We start from the raw sequence: 16,530 nt of genomic DNA, 5'->3' as shown, positions 1-16,530 counted from the left end.
CAAAGGTTTATTACTTGCTATTAGCGATCGCCTCGTTTAAGACTAACTCTGGTTGTGGTGTCTCCTCTTCTTCTGGCAAACCGTAAATTGACCTGTATAACTTCACGTACTCTTTGGCAGATTGATACCAACTAAAGTCTTCGGCCATGCCACGTTTTTGTAGTTCTTGCCATTGTGGTTTGAAACGGAAGCCTTCCCAAGCGCGGATCATACAGGTGAAAAGGTCTAGCGCTTCATAGCGGTCAAAGCAATAACCGGTGCCTGCTGCATTTTCGGGGTCGTGATGGCTTACGGTGTCAACTAATCCACCTGTGCGGCGGACAATCGGTACAGAACCGTAGCGTAAAGACATCATTTGGCTGATACCGCATGGTTCAAAACGACTAGGCATTAAGAAAGCATCAGTACCAGCGTAGATGCGGCGAGACAGGGCATCATTATACAGTAAGTAAGTTGCCATGCGTCCTGGAAAGCGGGATGCTAATTGCCACATCTGAGTTTCATAGTAGCGATCGCCTGTCCCTAACAGCACAAACTGTGCATCTGTATAGGAAAGGAAGCGATCGAGGATTTGCAATATCAAATCAATGCCTTTTTGTTCTACTAATCGGGTCACAATCCCAATTAAAAAGGCTTTGGAGTTAACTTCTAATCCTACTTCTTCTTGCAAAGCAATTTTGTTGGCTTTGCGTTTCTCCAGGCTATCAGCAGTGAAGGTTTGGGCAATGTATTTATCATTTTCTGGGTTATAAACTTCAGTATCAATTCCGTTGATAATCCCAGATAATTTACCGCTAATAAAGGACAGCAAACCTTCTAATGTTTCACCATAAGTAGGTGTCTTGATTTGCTCGGCATAGGTGGGCGAAACTGTATTTACCTTATTAGCAAATTGCACCGCCGCCGCCATAACGTTGTGTCCTTGCATATACCAAGGACACCAAGTAATTTTTTCTAAGTACCAACGCCACGGCCCTTGATAAGCAAGATTATGAATGGTAAAAACTGTGGTGATATCAGGATCTTGGTGCATCCACACGGGAATCATCCCCGTATGCCAATCGTGACAATGCATAACTTCCGGTTTCCAGTAATTCCAGGCAAACTCGGCTGCACCATTGGCAAACAATGTGAATCGCCAATCTTCACCATCTCCAGAATAAATGTGGCGGGGTAGGAAGGACGGATGTCCAAATAAGTACAAGGGAACATCAGTACCAGGCAGAACGCTTTCATAAACAGCAAATTCCTGGAACATCGCATTTCCCCGCCAGATGGGTTCTTTAGGAATTTCCATTTTGTCTGGTAAGAAGCCATAGTAAGGCAAAAATATCCGCACATCATGCCCCATTTCTCTCAGAAATTTGGGTAATGCCCCGACAACATCACCCATTCCTCCTACTTTGGCAATGGGTGCTGCCTCTGCTGCAACAAATAGAATCCGCATGGTAATTTTTGCTTCCCTGAGTCTATATTGTCAAATTAACTCTTGTCGCGTCTGGCACATATGAGAGTGCAACAGCGATCAACTCTTATCTAATCACATCGGCTTGCCCAATTGCTTAGGGACTGACAAGAAATAAATTATCCAATCTTGTGGGGTGGGCAACATCAGCGCCTTTGATTACTAGGCGTTTGTGTCACTCACCCCACAATAAATAGTTGGATATTTTTTTATTTGTCAGTCCTTTAGGAACCGCGTTGAATCACCGCAAAAATTTCTGATAAAATTTCTTGCGCTCCCTGTTCCCGCAACACTTGTGCTAGTTCTATGCCTAACGCTTCGGCATTATTGGCAATGCCTGTGACGGTATCTTTTACGAACTTTTGACCATCGACACTGGCGACTATCCCCGTTAAGGTCAAATTATCACCAGATATTTCTGTATTTACACCAATAGGTACTTGACAGCCGCCCTCTAAAGAGCGTAAAAAAGATCGTTCGGCGAGACAGCGATCGCGTGTTTCGGGGTGTTCGATCGCTTTGAGTAGAGATAGCACTTCACTATCATCAGCACGGCATTCTATACCCAAGGCTCCTTGTCCCACGGCGTGAAGGGAGATTTCTTTGGGGAGAATTTGATGAACGCGATCGCCCATTCCCAATCTCTCTAATCCTGCTGCTGCCAAAATTAGGGCATCGTATTCGCCTGCATCCAGTTTTGCCAAGCGTGTAATCAAGTTCCCCCGGACATCCTTAAATGTAAAGTGGGGGAAGTGATGGCGTAACTGTGCTAACCGCCGCAGCGAAGATGTACCAATTACCGCACCTTCTGGTAATGTATCAATTTGTTTATCTTTGTGCTTTTCATGCACTACTAATGCATCTGCTGGGTTTTCCCGCTCAGTAATTGCTGCCAATGTCAACCCTTCAGGTAAGTGAGTCGGCAGATCCTTCAGGGAATGAACGGCAAAGTCAATCTCTTGATTGAGCATTCCGACTTCAAGTTCTTTAGTAAAAAGTCCTTTATCGCCAATCTTAGCTAATGCTACATCCAAGATTTTATCGCCTTGGGTAGACATGGTGTGGACTTCAAAAGTGATGTCAGGGAATCTTTTCTTGAGTTGCTCTTGTACCCAGTAGGTTTGAACCAGAGCAAGTTGGCTTTTGCGTGAACCAATCCGAATAGTGCGTGGGGGACTAGAAACAACTGAAGTCATAAAACAATATATCAAACTAGGCGAGAAATTCACTCTCATCTAGACTACCGTAGTCAGGGACTCATACCAATTTTGGAGTTTGGATTTGGGATTTTAGATTACAATTCTTTACCTAAAGTTTGTTACAGCAATCTCAAACAATTCTATTTAGTTCAGCATTATTACGGCAAGAGACACTATATTTATTACTCTAATATAATTAAAATATACGGGGCATCGATTGAAAACTGCTATAAACTGAATGTAGGACTTTTGGAGTAGCAGAGGTATGATGTGCTAATTGCTCCGAACTGGACAATTGAAATTATCTCTTTACAGGGTTCTAATCGAGTTACCAGCAATATCTTACACTGCTTAAAATATGGTTGATTGATCCCGATGACCGTTTAGTTCTCGTTTTTCAACCACATCAACAACCAGAATTTTGTCATGAAGGAGATAGCTTGCCTGTTCTAGATGGTGTTAATTTAAAATTGACAGTAGAACAGGTATTTGGCTGCTTAAAGATGAAACCAGAGTGAGCAACTTCAGTTTTAATCGGGGTTTCAGTAGGGCTATTTCATTCTATAACCTTGATAGCCCTCATCCCCTAACCCCTTCTCCCATATTTGGGATTCGGGGAACTAGAATTATGTCTCCCCTCTCCCATATTTGGGAGAGGGGCTGGGGGTGAGGGAAAAGATTTAAGCCAAAATTGGGATGCTCCCCTAGAATCTTTTCTCAGTCATCTTTAGATGACTTTCGCTATTAGACTCAGAATTCATTCTGAGGTGGGCTAGATGAAAATGAAATACCCCTCGCTTTCGGCGTAGGACGTTCGACTGACTTGTACTTCGACAAACTAAATAAAAGTCAGTCGAGCAATTGAAATTATCTTATTAATAAGCTGTTCCACAAATAGATTTGCATATACTGGGCGGCCAGGATGCCCACCCCACAAGAGTTATATTTAATCTGACAATTCAGGTGATCTGGAAAACCTCACTTCTATTTCTCTCATCCTTTAAGGAGAGAGACTTTGAATTTTCCCCCTTCCCTACGAGGGAAGGGGGTTAGGGGGTTAGGTTTTTCCTGGCTTTTCCACATAACGTGAAAAGTCAGATATTTAATAAGGGTTATGCAAGTTTCTTTGTTTTTTAGCTTATCAGACTAATATAAACCACGCCCCCAAAGGCAGGGCTATTTCATTCTAAAATGTGACGTTTTCAAAGTCCCTCTCCCAGACTTGGGAGAGGGATTTAGGGTGAGGGCAAAAACTACGGTTCTCAACTTAAATCGCGTTTAAATTCTTATTTTTCTGAAAAAGATTCCTAAAAACTGCTGTAAAAATAGAATGAAATAGCCCTGCCCCCAAAGGATGTGGTTTATGTAATGACCAATGATTCTCACATTGCGGTTTTATTCAACTATATTAAGGATCAGATTTGAGATAACCCTGTAATTGTTGGGTACGCAGTTTTGTAGTATTTTCTAGACAACTAGAATAAATACTAGGGGCAATACTTCCTCCGTCGTATCTGCTTCTCTCAAACTCACAATTGATATCTCGAAACTTGAGCCATGCAACTTGTGCAGCAATCAATTTCTGTTTCCTAGACGTTTCTAAGGTAGGTAGCAATTGTTGATAAACTTGATTGAGTTTTTTATCTGCCCTTTGATAAGACAACTTCGCACATTCATTAATTGCTATTTGAGTTTGAGCATTATTGCAGTTGAGCTTTTGAACTAAACGCATCTCCCGTAAATGAGGCGTTGTGCCTGCTATTGTCACGGTGGGAGTATTTAAACTGCTGAGAGTTAGCATACTTGCTAAAACTAGTAATAATTGACGCATGGCAAAATGTTTATTGTTTAATTAGAGACAAAAGATACTTAAATACGCCTCAACATTGGTATGTTCCGACGCAGAAGACTTCTAAACTTCTTACAAAAGGTAAACCAGCCGTCAGAAGGAAGCCGAAATTTCACAAGAATGCTAGAAATAATTTGGTATTTTAGTGATCTAAGTTTAGCTTTTATATTTTATGAATCGTTCCGCCTGCCTCATTTTCAATCCAGTTGCGGGTCAAGGTGACCCAGATTTAGAACTGGCAGAAATTCGGACAATATTAGAGCCAGATATTGACCTAGATATTTATCTTACAACTGAAGAAATCGACGCTGACGAACTAGCTTTTGCTGCGGTAGCGAGGGGAGTAGATGCAATCATTGCTTCGGGGGGAGATGGCACTCTCTCGGCGGCAGCGGCGGCTGTAGTGGGTACTGATATTGCATTTGGGATCATTTCTAGAGGCACAGCAAACGCTTTTGCTACAGCTTTAGGAATTCCCGACACGATCGCAGGTGCGTGTGAGACAATTTTGCAGGGAGGAACCCGCCATGTAGACGTAGCCTATTGCAACGATCAGCCAATGGTACTTTTGGCAGGTATTGGCTTTGAAGCTGAAACTGTAGAATTGGCAGATAGGGACGCTAAAAATCGCTTTGGGATGATGGCCTACGTTTTCGCTGGAATTCAACAACTGAGAAACTTAAAAAACTTTGATGTTGAAATTGAAACAGAAGACAGGATAATTAAAACTAGCGCCTGTGCAGTCACAGTAGCAAATGCCGCACCTCCTACTTCAGTTTTAGCTCAGGGGCCAGCCGGTCTAATTTATGATGATGGGTTATTAGATTTGACGATTGTAGCTCCAGTTAACAAAGCAGGAGCGATCGCAGCTACATTTCATCTATTCCAAACGGCTTCTACAGGTAACGCTGTAGATCGCAATGATATTGGCTTCCTGCGAGCCAAAGAATTTAAAATTACAACTAAGCCACCGCAAAAGGTTGTTTTAGATGGTGAAATAGTAGGCACAACACCAGTAGAAATTAAGTGTGTACCAGCAGGTTTGAAGATTTTTGTGCCATTAGTAGAAGAAGTTGAGCCTACCGAAAAACTAGAGGGACTCCCTAATCTGATTATTGAGATGAAAGACACTGTGGAGGAGTGAGGGCAGGGGGCAGTTTTTGCTGGGGGCAGGGGGCAGTTTTTGCTGGGGGAGATAGGGAAGGAAATTGTTCCTTGTCCTCCTCATCGCCCTTATCATCTCTTGTAAAAAACTCAGGAGTAGGTTGCATTGAAACTTGTATCTGATCCAGCGATCGCTAACAAAATTCGTAAAATGAATCAACGGGTACGGTGGCAAGATCCGTTAATTGCAGAACGGAACATCGACCAAACTCGGCTGGTGTTGGAGGATGGCCAAACAGATAATTCTGAGTTCTCATTTTTAGTTGTAGGTGATAGTGGTTCCGGCAAGCACCGGGGACACAACCCCCAGCGAAAGGTGGCTGAACTGATGTTGCCCCATCACAGCGAATCCCGTTTTATGCTGCATACCGGGGATGTGATCTATTTAGTGGGATCGAGTGAATACTATCAGCAGAACTTTATCGAGCCTTATCGAGAGTTTCTCTTGGGAGGAGAACATCCCCAACGGATTGCTTATGACCAGATGATTTTTAAGCTGCCTATTTTACCTGTACCGGGTAATCACGATTACTATAACTTGCCGATTTTATTGAGCTTGGCCTCTCTGACAACATTACCGATTCGCCGCCTGTTGCGATCGCGCTTAGACTTGGATGTAGGTTTGCATGGTTCAGGAACGGGTGAAGCCTACGCACGAGCATTTCTAGACTATCTTCAGGCGTTTCAGCTTCCAGGAGAGTTAAATAATCATTTAAATCAGTATTACACAGCTAAAACAGATACAGGTAATTGTCTGAGCTATCAACCTGGGCATTTTACCCGCCTTCCCAATCGCTACTACACTTTTCGCTATGGTGGGATTGATTTCTTTGCCTTGGATTCAAATACATTTAACGATCCACCGCCTCTACCTAAAACAAAACAAGGCGATGCCGATCGCAGAACTTTAGAAAAACGTCGTGAAGATTTAGAGCAAGAAAAGCAACAAATCATTGAAATCTCAGCCAAGCTTCGTCCAGAAAACCCTATTGAAGCTGACCAATTAGACGACTACCACGCCAAGCTGTCACAAATTGAAGAAATTATTGTTGATATCGACAAACAATTAGCTGCTGATAAAACAACCCTGACTGACACTGAACAACTAGACTGGCTCAAGCAAAAATTAATTGAATCTTGGAATAACTCTGAAGTTCGCGGAAGAGTGATTTATTTCCATCATCCTCCCTATGTAACTGAAGCGACAAAATGGCAACAAGCACAAACTCTGATAATTCGCGATCGCCTTCGTGGTGTGCTGGATGCGGTAGCTAAAGAAATAGGTTCCCTAACTCAAGGGCGTTCTTTGGTCGATTTAGTATTAAACGGTCACGCCCACTGCTTAGAACACCTGGAGACAATGGATACAGGACACGCTGATTCTCATATCCACTGGATTGTTTGTGGCGGTAGCGGGTTTAGTTTGCGCCGCCAACGGATTGAGGGAGCAGATTTGATGGAGACTTTTGGAAATGAAAATAGATTAGTGGCGCGATCGCATCTGTTCATTGGTCGCAATGGTCAAGGTTTTCAAAAGCGACGACCTTACTCAGGTTTACGTATTGACGTTAAAGGCGAAGGCCATCCCAAGTTTATTGTTCGTCCCTTGGTTTCCGAATGGTATCAGCGACAATGGCACGATCGTGAACTTGATCCGTTTATTATCTAGTGGTCTGTCCCAAAGTGTTTCAGAGGTTTGTAGTGTTCAGAACCTCGGCTTCTTGAAGAAGTCGGGGATCTCGGAGTCGTGCAAAATTAATGGGACAGACCACTAGTAAAATATTTCTCGGAATATTGGCCTCATAGCCCATAAATACAAGTAGAGACGCAATCATTGCATCTCTACAAAACACTTATTTAACCTTCTTACGTGTAATTACACCCAGCAAAAAGTGATGATTGTAATTATGTAATTAAATTATTCCTGGGCCTCTACCGCGTGTATCACTATTTTCGGTCAACTTACCTTCCTCGTCCTGATTAACTTCTCCGAGTTCTTCAACACGTTGGGCGGTTTCGGCTGCTGCTTGTTTGCGTGCATCACCCGGTTCTTCGTAGTACATTTCCGGTTCAACTGCATAGTTGTTCAACAAACCTTCTTTGTCCACGGTATATCCGTCAGTGGTGCGTATACTGTCTGGAGCGGTTTGGTCATCGGTAGCTGCATCTGCCTCCCTTTCTTCTGTAGGGACTGTTTTGTAAAGATTTCCCTCTCTTTCCATCCGAGCAGCTGTTTCAGCTGGGATAATGCCGCGATCGTATGTATCTACTTCAGCTCTATCAGATGAATCTATACCTTGATTAACTGGTTCATTAGCCATAAATTATGTCCTCATTAAAGAATCTATTAAATAACCTCAAAGCCTAGATTAGGTTGTTTTTCATCTTCAAACTACTATCTTTAGAAGTGATTTAAAATTAAATATAATCTTATGCTCTCTATCTTTTGATGTATCCAAAAGACTAATCTCAAGTCTGGCTCAATACATGTAATTTCCGTTCATGATATAAAACAAGCGTTTTAGCTGAAGTTGACACTTGACAGCAACATTCTTGTGTCTCCAGTGGGTTTTGTATCCGAAATAAGGTACTTACAAAATTCCCGACTTGTCTAAGAAGTCGGGAATGTGAACATTTAAATTGTATATATTTAATTAGCGAAGCCACAGACTAGTCTATTAAGGCAGACAAACTTACGCCACAGTGTAGTATTCTAATGGGTGGTAAATTTATTCGCCTAAAAACTGGTTTTTCAGTGATTGAATTTCATCGGCTAATTCTTGCCGGGTTGAAGCCTTCAGTAGATAACGGGAAATAAACCAAGTGCCATAGCTAATTCCAACTAACTCAAAAGTCGGTGATAGTAATGGAATATCATTGATTGCATCCAGTACTGCTAGTACTAGCTTGGCTGTAACAATCGCCGCCAAAATCAAACCAACTGTTGTTAGAGCCTGCTTGTAGTTACTAAAAAAGCTACCTAAATATTCGGGCAATTGCTCCAAAAATTGAGAAACTTGTCTACTAATTTGCTGCCATTGAGATTCTGGTTCAGATGCTGGTGGTAACTTTGGCACGTTTGCAGTATCTGTACCTTCAATTGCTAGCGTACCTTGTGAAAAGGAGGCATTGATGGATTCACGTTGCTGTTGTTCGGTTTCCATAATTTATATTTTCCGTAAGTAAAAACTTGTATAACTGTGAGCATCAATAAATATAATTATTCAGGTCATCAGTTGTCAATTCTTAGTAGTCAGTAATAAATATAACTGACCACTAAGATTTAGCAGGAGCATCTCAATTTATTTTTGCCTACCTACTCAGTTGAATTTGTTGCTAGCTGCTCTATTTTGTTGGAGCAATAACAGTTGCTTTAACAACTACAGTTTTGACACCTTTAATCTGTTTAGATAAAGGTTCAATCTTAGCTAACTCCTTCTGATTGTTCACAGTTCCTCCGACAGTGACAATCCCATCTTTTGTTGCATCAACTGTTAGTTGACCCTTGGGTATGTTAGCTTCTAACTTGGAGCGAACTTCACTTGCTAGGTCGCCTGTAGCTCTTTGTGCATCGCCACCAGTTGTATTATTGCGCTGTTCGCGGGCGCGGATATCAGAATTAAGTTGTCTTTTGCGAACATCACTTTGAGCGTCTTGTTGAGAAGCTGTTGTTGTTTGTGCAGTCGGTGATGATGGAGCTTCGTTAGGATTATTGGGTGCAGATTCACTTGTTTTAGAAGCGTTATCACAAGCAGCAACACCAAAAATTAAAAGTGAACTAATTAAGAAGGGAGTTAGCTTTTGCATAGATTTAATTCAGAATCGGAAAGTGAAACTTGTCGAGTGTGTGGATATTTACGGCAGAAGTAAGGAGCAAGTTTCTTAAGTTAGGAGCAAATTTATTTTATTGCTCCTTAAATTAAAGCAAATTAGTGTCAGTGACAACTACCTAGAGTTAGAGTGTTTCATCACGACGGTCAATAATGACTACAGCAGGATCGTCTCCATGAAGACCTGTTGAATAATTGGTGCGATCGCTATTAACTACTGGTGGAGCGCTATTCACAACTGGTGTCTCCTGATGCGTTCCTCGGTCTAAACCTGGGCGATGTTCGCCTAAATCAGTGGCATCATAAATAGCAAATTCTTCAACACCGCGACGGTTGAGAATCGCTTCAGCTTTGCGGATTTCAGCTTCGGTACCATCGATAATTAGCAAGTAGTCGCCTTTTTGGAAGCGATCGCTATATACTCGGGCCCTGTCTTCAGGAATTCCCAAGCCAACTAGTCCGCCAACAATACCCCCAGCAGCAGCACCGATCGCACCGCCAGCCACTGTTGATGCTAAAGCCGTCGCTGCTGCACCACCTGCAATTACAGGGCCGATTCCAGGAATTGCTAAAGTTCCCAGACCAACTAATAAGCCAGTTAAGCCGCCTAAAACTCCGCCTGTAGCTGCTCCAGCTTTTACACCATCGTCTGCTTTATTACCTGCAACATTTCTATCTACATCTACACCAGCGATCCCCTGACCGTTTGTATCCTTGGCTATGATGGAGACTGTATTTAAGGGAAAACCTGCATCTCGTAATTCTGTAATTGCTGCTTCTGCATCTCGACGATGAGAAAAGACTCCAATCGCTCGTTTGGCAACACCACTATTAGCAACATTGGCAACACCAGTATTAGCAACATTAGATGTTGGAGGCACATAATCAGCATTTATCTTTCTACCATCTGGGTTCTCATAAATGCCAAACTCTTCAACACCACCCTGATGTAGAATTGCCTCTGCTCTAGCAATTTCTGTATCTGTGCCATCTATGATGACTAAATAATGTCCCCGTCTCACGCGTTCGTCGTAAACTCTAGCTCGTTCTTCGGGAATTCCTAAACCAACTAATGCACCAAGCAAACTACCAGCTACTGCACCAATACCAGCGCCAGCGAGAGTAGTAGCTAAGGTTGTTGCTGCGGCTCCAGCCAGCATAATTGGCCCGAGTCCAGGAATTGCCAAAGTACCAAGACCGACTAATAAGCCAGTTAATCCGCCCAAAGCGCCGCCTGTAGCTGCTCCAACTTTAGCGCCTTCGTCAGATTTATCACCTACGCGATCGCGTACTTCAGCCCCAGAAATATCATCTCTGTCCCCATCCTGGGTGATGACAGAGACTCTGTTCATGTCAAAACCAACTTTTTTTAATTCATGTAGGGCATGTTCAACATCTCGACGATGAGAAAATACACCTACACCACGTTTGTGTACACCTACAACCATTATTTTTTCTCCTCAGCAAAAATTAATTATTCACTAATTTATAGCTCCTAACCACCTTATTAATACATGTTTGTGTTTATATTTCATCAATCGCTTGGAAGAAATTTTATCTCTATCATTAGACATACGTGGCTGTATCTAAAGATAGCAATAAATTTTAATAATCAAATAACTTATACTTGATGAAAAGTAGATGTTGATTATTTTATTTATCAAAAGAATCTCTAAAACAATTTGTTTTAAAATTAACTAAATTTCTCTTAAAAACCTATCTATTAAATTTAATTTTTAATAAAAATATCTAGTTATGTATTAAATTAAACTTTTGGTTGCAAATTTTACTAACAATAAGCGGATGAAGTTTTATAAAATAAGTTAAGTAGGTAGGCATAATTAAATATAAGATCAAACCTCACCCTCAATCCCTCTCCTTACTAAGGAGAGGGAAGCCGGAGGCAGGGTGAGGTTTGATATTTAATTTGACCCAATTACTTAATAGAAAATCATCAAACTTTACATTATTTACTTTAGTAAAAAGATTTGTTTCTTATAAAATACGACTTTTGACAAGAAAACTTCTTACCTAAGAAAGTGTCAGCTTATCTAACAGGTAAGTAAATTGATAAATAGATCATTTTACCAATGGTTATTTAATTGACTGCAAGTGAGAAAATACTATGTTTCAAGGTGTTTTAACTAGTTTGGAATCGAACTGGCTATCTTTTGGATTAGCGCCAATAATAGCTCAGGAAGCACTAACTCCAGAAGAGGCATCAGTTCTTTTTTCTGGCCCTAAATTCTTGGTAGCATTGGTGGCTGGAGTGTTAATGGCATTTGCCTTTCAATTATTATTGACTAATTTTTCAGTCGCTGTAGGAATTTCATCTTGGGAAATTGACTCAGATTCTGATGATGAGTCAGAAAGTTTGGGTAGTAAAATTCGTTCAGTTCAGACCAAAATTGGTGCTTGGGCGTTACTAACCGTTAGTATTGCATTATTTATTGCTTGTTTTCTAGCGGTAAAACTTAGCTTAATCGAAAGCGAAACTCTAGGTTCAATTATCGGTGTAGTCATCTGGGCTACCTATTTCTCACTGGTAATTTGGTTTGGTTCATCAGCAGTAGGTTCTTTTATTGGTTCTATCGCTAGTACTGTCACTTCTGGGTTTCAAACTTTGATGGGTACAGCAACTGCTGGTATTAGTGCTAATACTGCGAAAAAACAGTTAGTTTCTAGTGTTGAAGATATTACAGCCGCAGTCCGACGAGAATTAACTTCAGGTTTTAATCCTGAAGATATTAGAAATACACTCCAAAGTTCTTTAGGTTCTCTGCAATTACCAAAGCTGGATATCACAGAAATTCGTCAGCAATTTGACCAGCTTCTTAAAGATACAGATTTGCAATCTGTTACAAATAACGACCTATTGCAAAATATCAATCGTCAAACATTTGTTGATTTAATTAGCAGTCGAACAGATTTATCTCAAGAAGATATCAATCGCATAGCTGACCAATTTGAAGGTGCTTGGCAACAAGCTTTGAATCCGAGCAATTCCACAGAAAAAGTAATTAATTTGTTGAAGTCTGCAACACCTGAAGAATTGAATTCAGAGCAATTAGGTGAACGCCTTCAACAACTGGTTACAGTCGGAGGTGGAAATGGCAATGGTATAATCAAGCAAGCTATTCGATATGGCTTGAGTGCGGCTGTACCAGCAGTACTAAATCAGACCAACCTTTCCAATATTGATATCAACAAAATTACTAATCAGTTGCAAAAACTGAAAGGAAAAGTTCAAGATGTCGATATCAATCAAATCACGCAACAATTACAAAAGCTTAGAGAGCAAGCAACTGAGCAAGTATCTGCAAACTTGCCAATATCACCCGAAAACACAATTAAGGCAGATGTAGAAGATTACATATTGAATTCCTTTCCTTGGCATTTTAACCGCATTACCCTAAAAGATGAATTTAAAGAACTCATCTATGATGTTAATGCAGATCCGACAACTGTGAGACGGGAGTTAAAAGAAATCAATCTTGAATATTTCGCCAACTTGCTGAAGCAGCGAGGTGATATCAGCGAAGCTAGGGTGAAAGAAATCTCCGAACAAATGGAAAGCGATCGCCAGGAAGTTTTAGAAACTGTAAAACAAGCCCAAGGGCGAGAAAAAGGGCAAGATTTCCGCAGCCGCATTGAAGATTATCTGCGTTCGACGGGGAAAGAAGAACTCAACCCTGAAGGTATTGAACGCGACTTTAAGAAGTTGGTAGAAGATCCAGAAGCCGGGTTTGAAGATTTAAGCGATCGCTTCGGGCAATTTGACCGCGATACTTATGTACAATTGCTCCAACAGCGTCAAGATATCAACGAAGAGGAAGCTAATAATATTGTTAGTCAACTCGAAAGCAACCGCGATAATTTCTTAAATCGTGCTAGAGTTCTGCAAGAACAAGCAAAAGCCAAAGCCGATGAACTGCGCCAAAGAGTTGAAGATTATTTGCGGAATACTAACAAAGACGAACTCAATCCCGAAAGTATTAAACGTGAGTTTAGAATTTTGTTAGACGATCCCCAAGCTGGAATTAGCCTTTTAACTTCGCGCTTATCGCAATTTGACCGGGATACACTAGTACAATTGCTCAATCAGCGTCAAGATTTGAGCGAAGAACAGATAAACCAAACTCTCGATCAGATTGAAGCAGTCCGAAATAGTATTTTGCAAGTTCCGCAGCAGGCGAAAGAACAGTACGAAAAAACTACAAAAGCGGTTGCTGAATATCTCCGTAATACCAACTTAGAAGAACTTGATCCCGAAGGTATCAGGAGCGATTTGGAAAAATTACTCGACGATCCCAAAGAAGGAGCCTTAGCACTGCGCGATCGCTTATCTAATGTCGATCGAGAAACCTTGGTTAAACTCGTGAGTCAACGGGGAGACTTGAGCCAAGAGCAAGTTAATCAGATAATCGATCAAGCACAAGATGCGATCGCTAGTATTGTGAGAGCGCCACGACGTTTAGCCAAGCGGACTGCTCAACAAGCTTTAGATTTTGAAGCCAATCTGGAAGAATATCTGCGTAACACAAACAAAGAAGAACTCAACCCAGAAGCAATTAAACGCGATTTGCAATTGCTGCTGTCTTCTCCCCGCGCTGGAATTGGAAGTTTAAGCGATCGCGCCTCCAAATTCGATCGTTCGACAATTGTGGCGCTCTTATCCCAACGAGAAGATATTTCAGAAGAAGAAGCTAACCGGATTGTGGATCAAATTGAGTCGGTTCGCACTTCCATTGTCGAACAATTCCAGCAAATCCAGCAAAGAGTCCAATCGGTGCTTGATGGAGTTTTTGCTAAAGTTCGTAACTATCTCAACTCCCTGGATCGTTCCGAACTCAACTATGAAGGTATTAAGCAAGACTTTGCAAAAGTCTTCGACGATCCCCAAGCCGGATTTGAAGCATTGCGCGATCGCCTCAGTGAATTTGATCGTGACACCCTAGTTGCTGTGATCAGTTCTCGTGAGGATATTTCCCAAGAGGATGCTAACAGGATAATTGACCAAATAGAAGCGGCGCGAGATGGCGTACTACAACGAGCCGAACGCATTCAACAAGAAACACAAAAACGCCTGAAAGCGATCCAACAACAAGCTAAAAAGCAAGCTCAAGAAACCAAAAAAACCGTTGCAAATGCTGCTTGGTGGTTATTTGGGACAGCACTGACTTCGCTCTGTGCCAGTGCGATCGCCGGAGCAGTAGCCGTTACAGGGTTACCTCTACCTCGTTAAAATTCATCAGAAATTTATAAAAAAAAGTGGTAATTAATGTAATGACACTTTTTTTTATAAATAAAATAAACTACCCCCAGAGTACTATCATGACTTTATTCTTCCTACATATATTACAAAACCCTATCTAAGCAAAGGTTTCAGATTCTTTTGTGGGCGATAGCAACAAAAGAGGATTAATTATTATTTCTTATAGATCCAAAAAAGTAGCCTTCAGGGTAATATCATAATCTTGTGATTGTGAATACAGTAAATACGTCGTAAAAGCTATGCGATTCTGTACTATAAAATCTGCTTGTTCCCTAGCAGCCTAGTACTTGTAACCACTGAATACATAAAGCACAAACATATAGAAATGAACCTTGGCACGATTTTGATGCCAAACTCATCAATATATGCAGTGCTTTTAAAATCTTTGGAATTAACAGAAAAATCTGTTCCAATCAAGTGTGGTTCAGTTATCTCTTATGACTCGTTATTTCTTTACCTAATTTTTTCGGCATTGCTCAATAAAAGTGTGAAATTCAAAAATTTAATGTTTGAAACTCTTTCCTTTGCGCCTTGGGGGTAAAGGAAATTCATACTCTTAATCAGCGACACCGTTTTCTGATAGTGAAGTGACGAGGTAATTTCTACCCTCTAAACTCAGGAGAAGCTAATTTATGGCAATCATTTCCGATCTCGGTGGTCTTATTCCCAACAACATCATTAGTGTCAGTCTTCCTAACAACTCTGTCCAAGTCTTCGGTAATGGTAACAAGGTGATTAACGGCACTAATGGCAACGATGTCATTACTGCTGGGAATGGCAACGATCGCATCGATGGCGGTGGTGGTAACGATGTCATTACTGCTGGTAATGGCAACAATACCCTTATCGGTGGTGCTGGCAACGATGTCCTTACCAGTGGTAGTGGTAGGGATAGTCTCGTTGGCGGTGCTGGCAACGATGTCCTTATTGGTGGTGCTGGCAACGATACCCTTCTCGGTGGTGCTGGCAACGATACCCTCGTTGGCGGTGGTGGGACTGATATTCTGACTGGAGGATCGGGTAACGATACTTTCAAGTTCAACTCAGTTTCAGATAGTCCTGCTGGTTCTTCACGAGATGTTATCACTGACTTTTTTGGAAACGGTAAGTTGCCAGGTGATATAATCGATCTATCTAATATCGACGCCAACTCCACTATTAAGGGCAACCAAGCCTTCACTTTCATTGGGGCTGCCGCATTTACCGGCGCAGGTCAGGTTCGTTATTCAGGAGGTATTCTTCAAGCTAACACTGATGGAAATCTATCGCCTAACTTGGAGATTCGATTGGCAGGCGCACCACAATTAGTGGCAAACGACATTGTTCTTTAATTTAATAGACCTGCCTGCAAAATAAAGCACGAGGCAGAATTCTAATAATTTAACAGTCGTAGGGAGAGGTAAGCTTAACTTGCCTCTTCCTTTTATAGTGATTATTATTACGCAAATTTATTTCTGTATTTAGGGGGATTGACAAAATGCACTAGTCTTTGACTGTAATACAGTTCGTTTCAGATAGGTTCTGCTGAGAGTTATAAAATAAATTTACTTATTATTTCTTAATATATATAAAAGTCTATCCTTGAAGGTAGTATCATACTCTTGTTATTCTGAATGCAGCAAAAATTTCCTACAATTTATGCAATTCCGTAGGAGATAATCTGCTTTTTACCTAGCAGCTTACTACTGTAACTTATGAACATATAAGACACAAGAATATAACACAACTATTGGCACAATTTTGATGCC

12 protein-coding genes are annotated in these 16,530 nt (G+C 41.2%); 5 read left to right on the top strand and 7 right to left on the bottom strand.

The window, feature by feature from the left end; all coding sequences use genetic code 11:
* Positions 1-10: 10 nt before the first annotated feature.
* Both glgA and hemC read right to left on the bottom strand, forming a co-directional pair.
* Positions 11-1,447, bottom strand: coding sequence for a glycogen synthase GlgA (glgA, locus tag V7K73_RS21580; protein WP_334882887.1), 1,437 nt, complete (start codon positions 1,445-1,447; stop codon positions 11-13).
* A gap of 242 nt (positions 1,448-1,689) precedes the next feature.
* Positions 1,690-2,661, bottom strand: a complete 972-nt coding sequence (gene hemC, locus V7K73_RS21575) for a hydroxymethylbilane synthase (protein ID WP_334882885.1) — start codon at positions 2,659-2,661, stop codon at positions 1,690-1,692.
* Between the two features lie 365 nt (positions 2,662-3,026).
* On the opposite strand from hemC, the gene V7K73_RS21570 reads away from it, so the two are divergent.
* Positions 3,027-3,182 carry a hypothetical protein gene (locus V7K73_RS21570; RefSeq protein ID WP_334882883.1) on the top strand — a complete coding sequence of 52 codons (156 nt, stop codon included), beginning with the start codon at positions 3,027-3,029 and terminating at the stop codon, positions 3,180-3,182.
* Positions 3,183-4,072: 890 nt separating this feature from the next.
* On the opposite strand, the gene V7K73_RS21565 is transcribed toward V7K73_RS21570, so the two are convergent.
* Positions 4,073-4,495 carry a lysozyme inhibitor LprI family protein gene (locus tag V7K73_RS21565; protein WP_334882881.1) on the bottom strand — a complete coding sequence of 141 codons (423 nt, stop codon included), beginning with the start codon at positions 4,493-4,495 and terminating at the stop codon, positions 4,073-4,075.
* 190 nt (positions 4,496-4,685) lie between these two features.
* On the opposite strand from V7K73_RS21565, the gene V7K73_RS21560 reads away from it, so the two are divergent.
* Complete coding sequence (locus tag V7K73_RS21560) at positions 4,686-5,657, top strand: YegS/Rv2252/BmrU family lipid kinase (protein WP_334882879.1); 972 nt, start codon at positions 4,686-4,688, stop codon at positions 5,655-5,657.
* A 126-nt stretch (positions 5,658-5,783) separates the two neighbouring features.
* The gene (locus V7K73_RS21555) at positions 5,784-7,346 is read left to right on the top strand and encodes a metallophosphoesterase family protein (protein WP_334882877.1); all 1,563 of its coding nucleotides are present in this window, start codon (positions 5,784-5,786) and stop codon (positions 7,344-7,346) included.
* 244 nt (positions 7,347-7,590) lie between these two features.
* Here the strand turns inward: V7K73_RS21555 and V7K73_RS21550 are convergent, their stop codons facing one another.
* The 4 genes from V7K73_RS21550 to V7K73_RS21535 all read right to left on the bottom strand — a co-directional run bounded on the left by V7K73_RS21550 (position 7,591) and on the right by V7K73_RS21535 (position 10,955).
* Positions 7,591-7,998 carry a hypothetical protein gene (locus V7K73_RS21550; protein ID WP_334882875.1) on the bottom strand — a complete coding sequence of 136 codons (408 nt, stop codon included), beginning with the start codon at positions 7,996-7,998 and terminating at the stop codon, positions 7,591-7,593.
* A gap of 408 nt (positions 7,999-8,406) precedes the next feature.
* Positions 8,407-8,841: a CAAD domain-containing protein gene (locus V7K73_RS21545; protein WP_334882873.1), complete on the bottom strand. Its 435-nt coding sequence runs from the start codon at positions 8,839-8,841 to the stop codon at positions 8,407-8,409.
* Between the two features lie 181 nt (positions 8,842-9,022).
* Entirely contained in the window at positions 9,023-9,484 is a 462-nt protein-coding gene (locus tag V7K73_RS21540) for a BON domain-containing protein (protein ID WP_334882872.1), read from the bottom strand.
* Positions 9,485-9,632: 148 nt separating this feature from the next.
* Positions 9,633-10,955, bottom strand: a complete 1,323-nt coding sequence (locus V7K73_RS21535; RefSeq protein WP_334882870.1) for a general stress protein — start codon at positions 10,953-10,955, stop codon at positions 9,633-9,635.
* A gap of 677 nt (positions 10,956-11,632) precedes the next feature.
* On the opposite strand from V7K73_RS21535, the gene V7K73_RS21530 reads away from it, so the two are divergent.
* Positions 11,633-14,752 carry an MFS transporter gene (locus tag V7K73_RS21530; protein WP_334882868.1) on the top strand — a complete coding sequence of 1,040 codons (3,120 nt, stop codon included), beginning with the start codon at positions 11,633-11,635 and terminating at the stop codon, positions 14,750-14,752.
* A 662-nt stretch (positions 14,753-15,414) separates the two neighbouring features.
* Complete coding sequence (locus V7K73_RS21525) at positions 15,415-16,113, top strand: calcium-binding protein (RefSeq protein WP_334882867.1); 699 nt, start codon at positions 15,415-15,417, stop codon at positions 16,111-16,113.
* Positions 16,114-16,530: the final 417 nt, after the last annotated feature.

The sequence above is a fragment of the Nostoc sp. genome (assembly GCF_036916975.1).
GTDB lineage: Bacteria > Cyanobacteriota > Cyanobacteriia > Cyanobacteriales > Nostocaceae > Nostoc.
The sequence above is the reverse complement of the archived record's forward strand: the minus strand, read 5'-3'. Positions and strand labels throughout refer to the sequence as shown.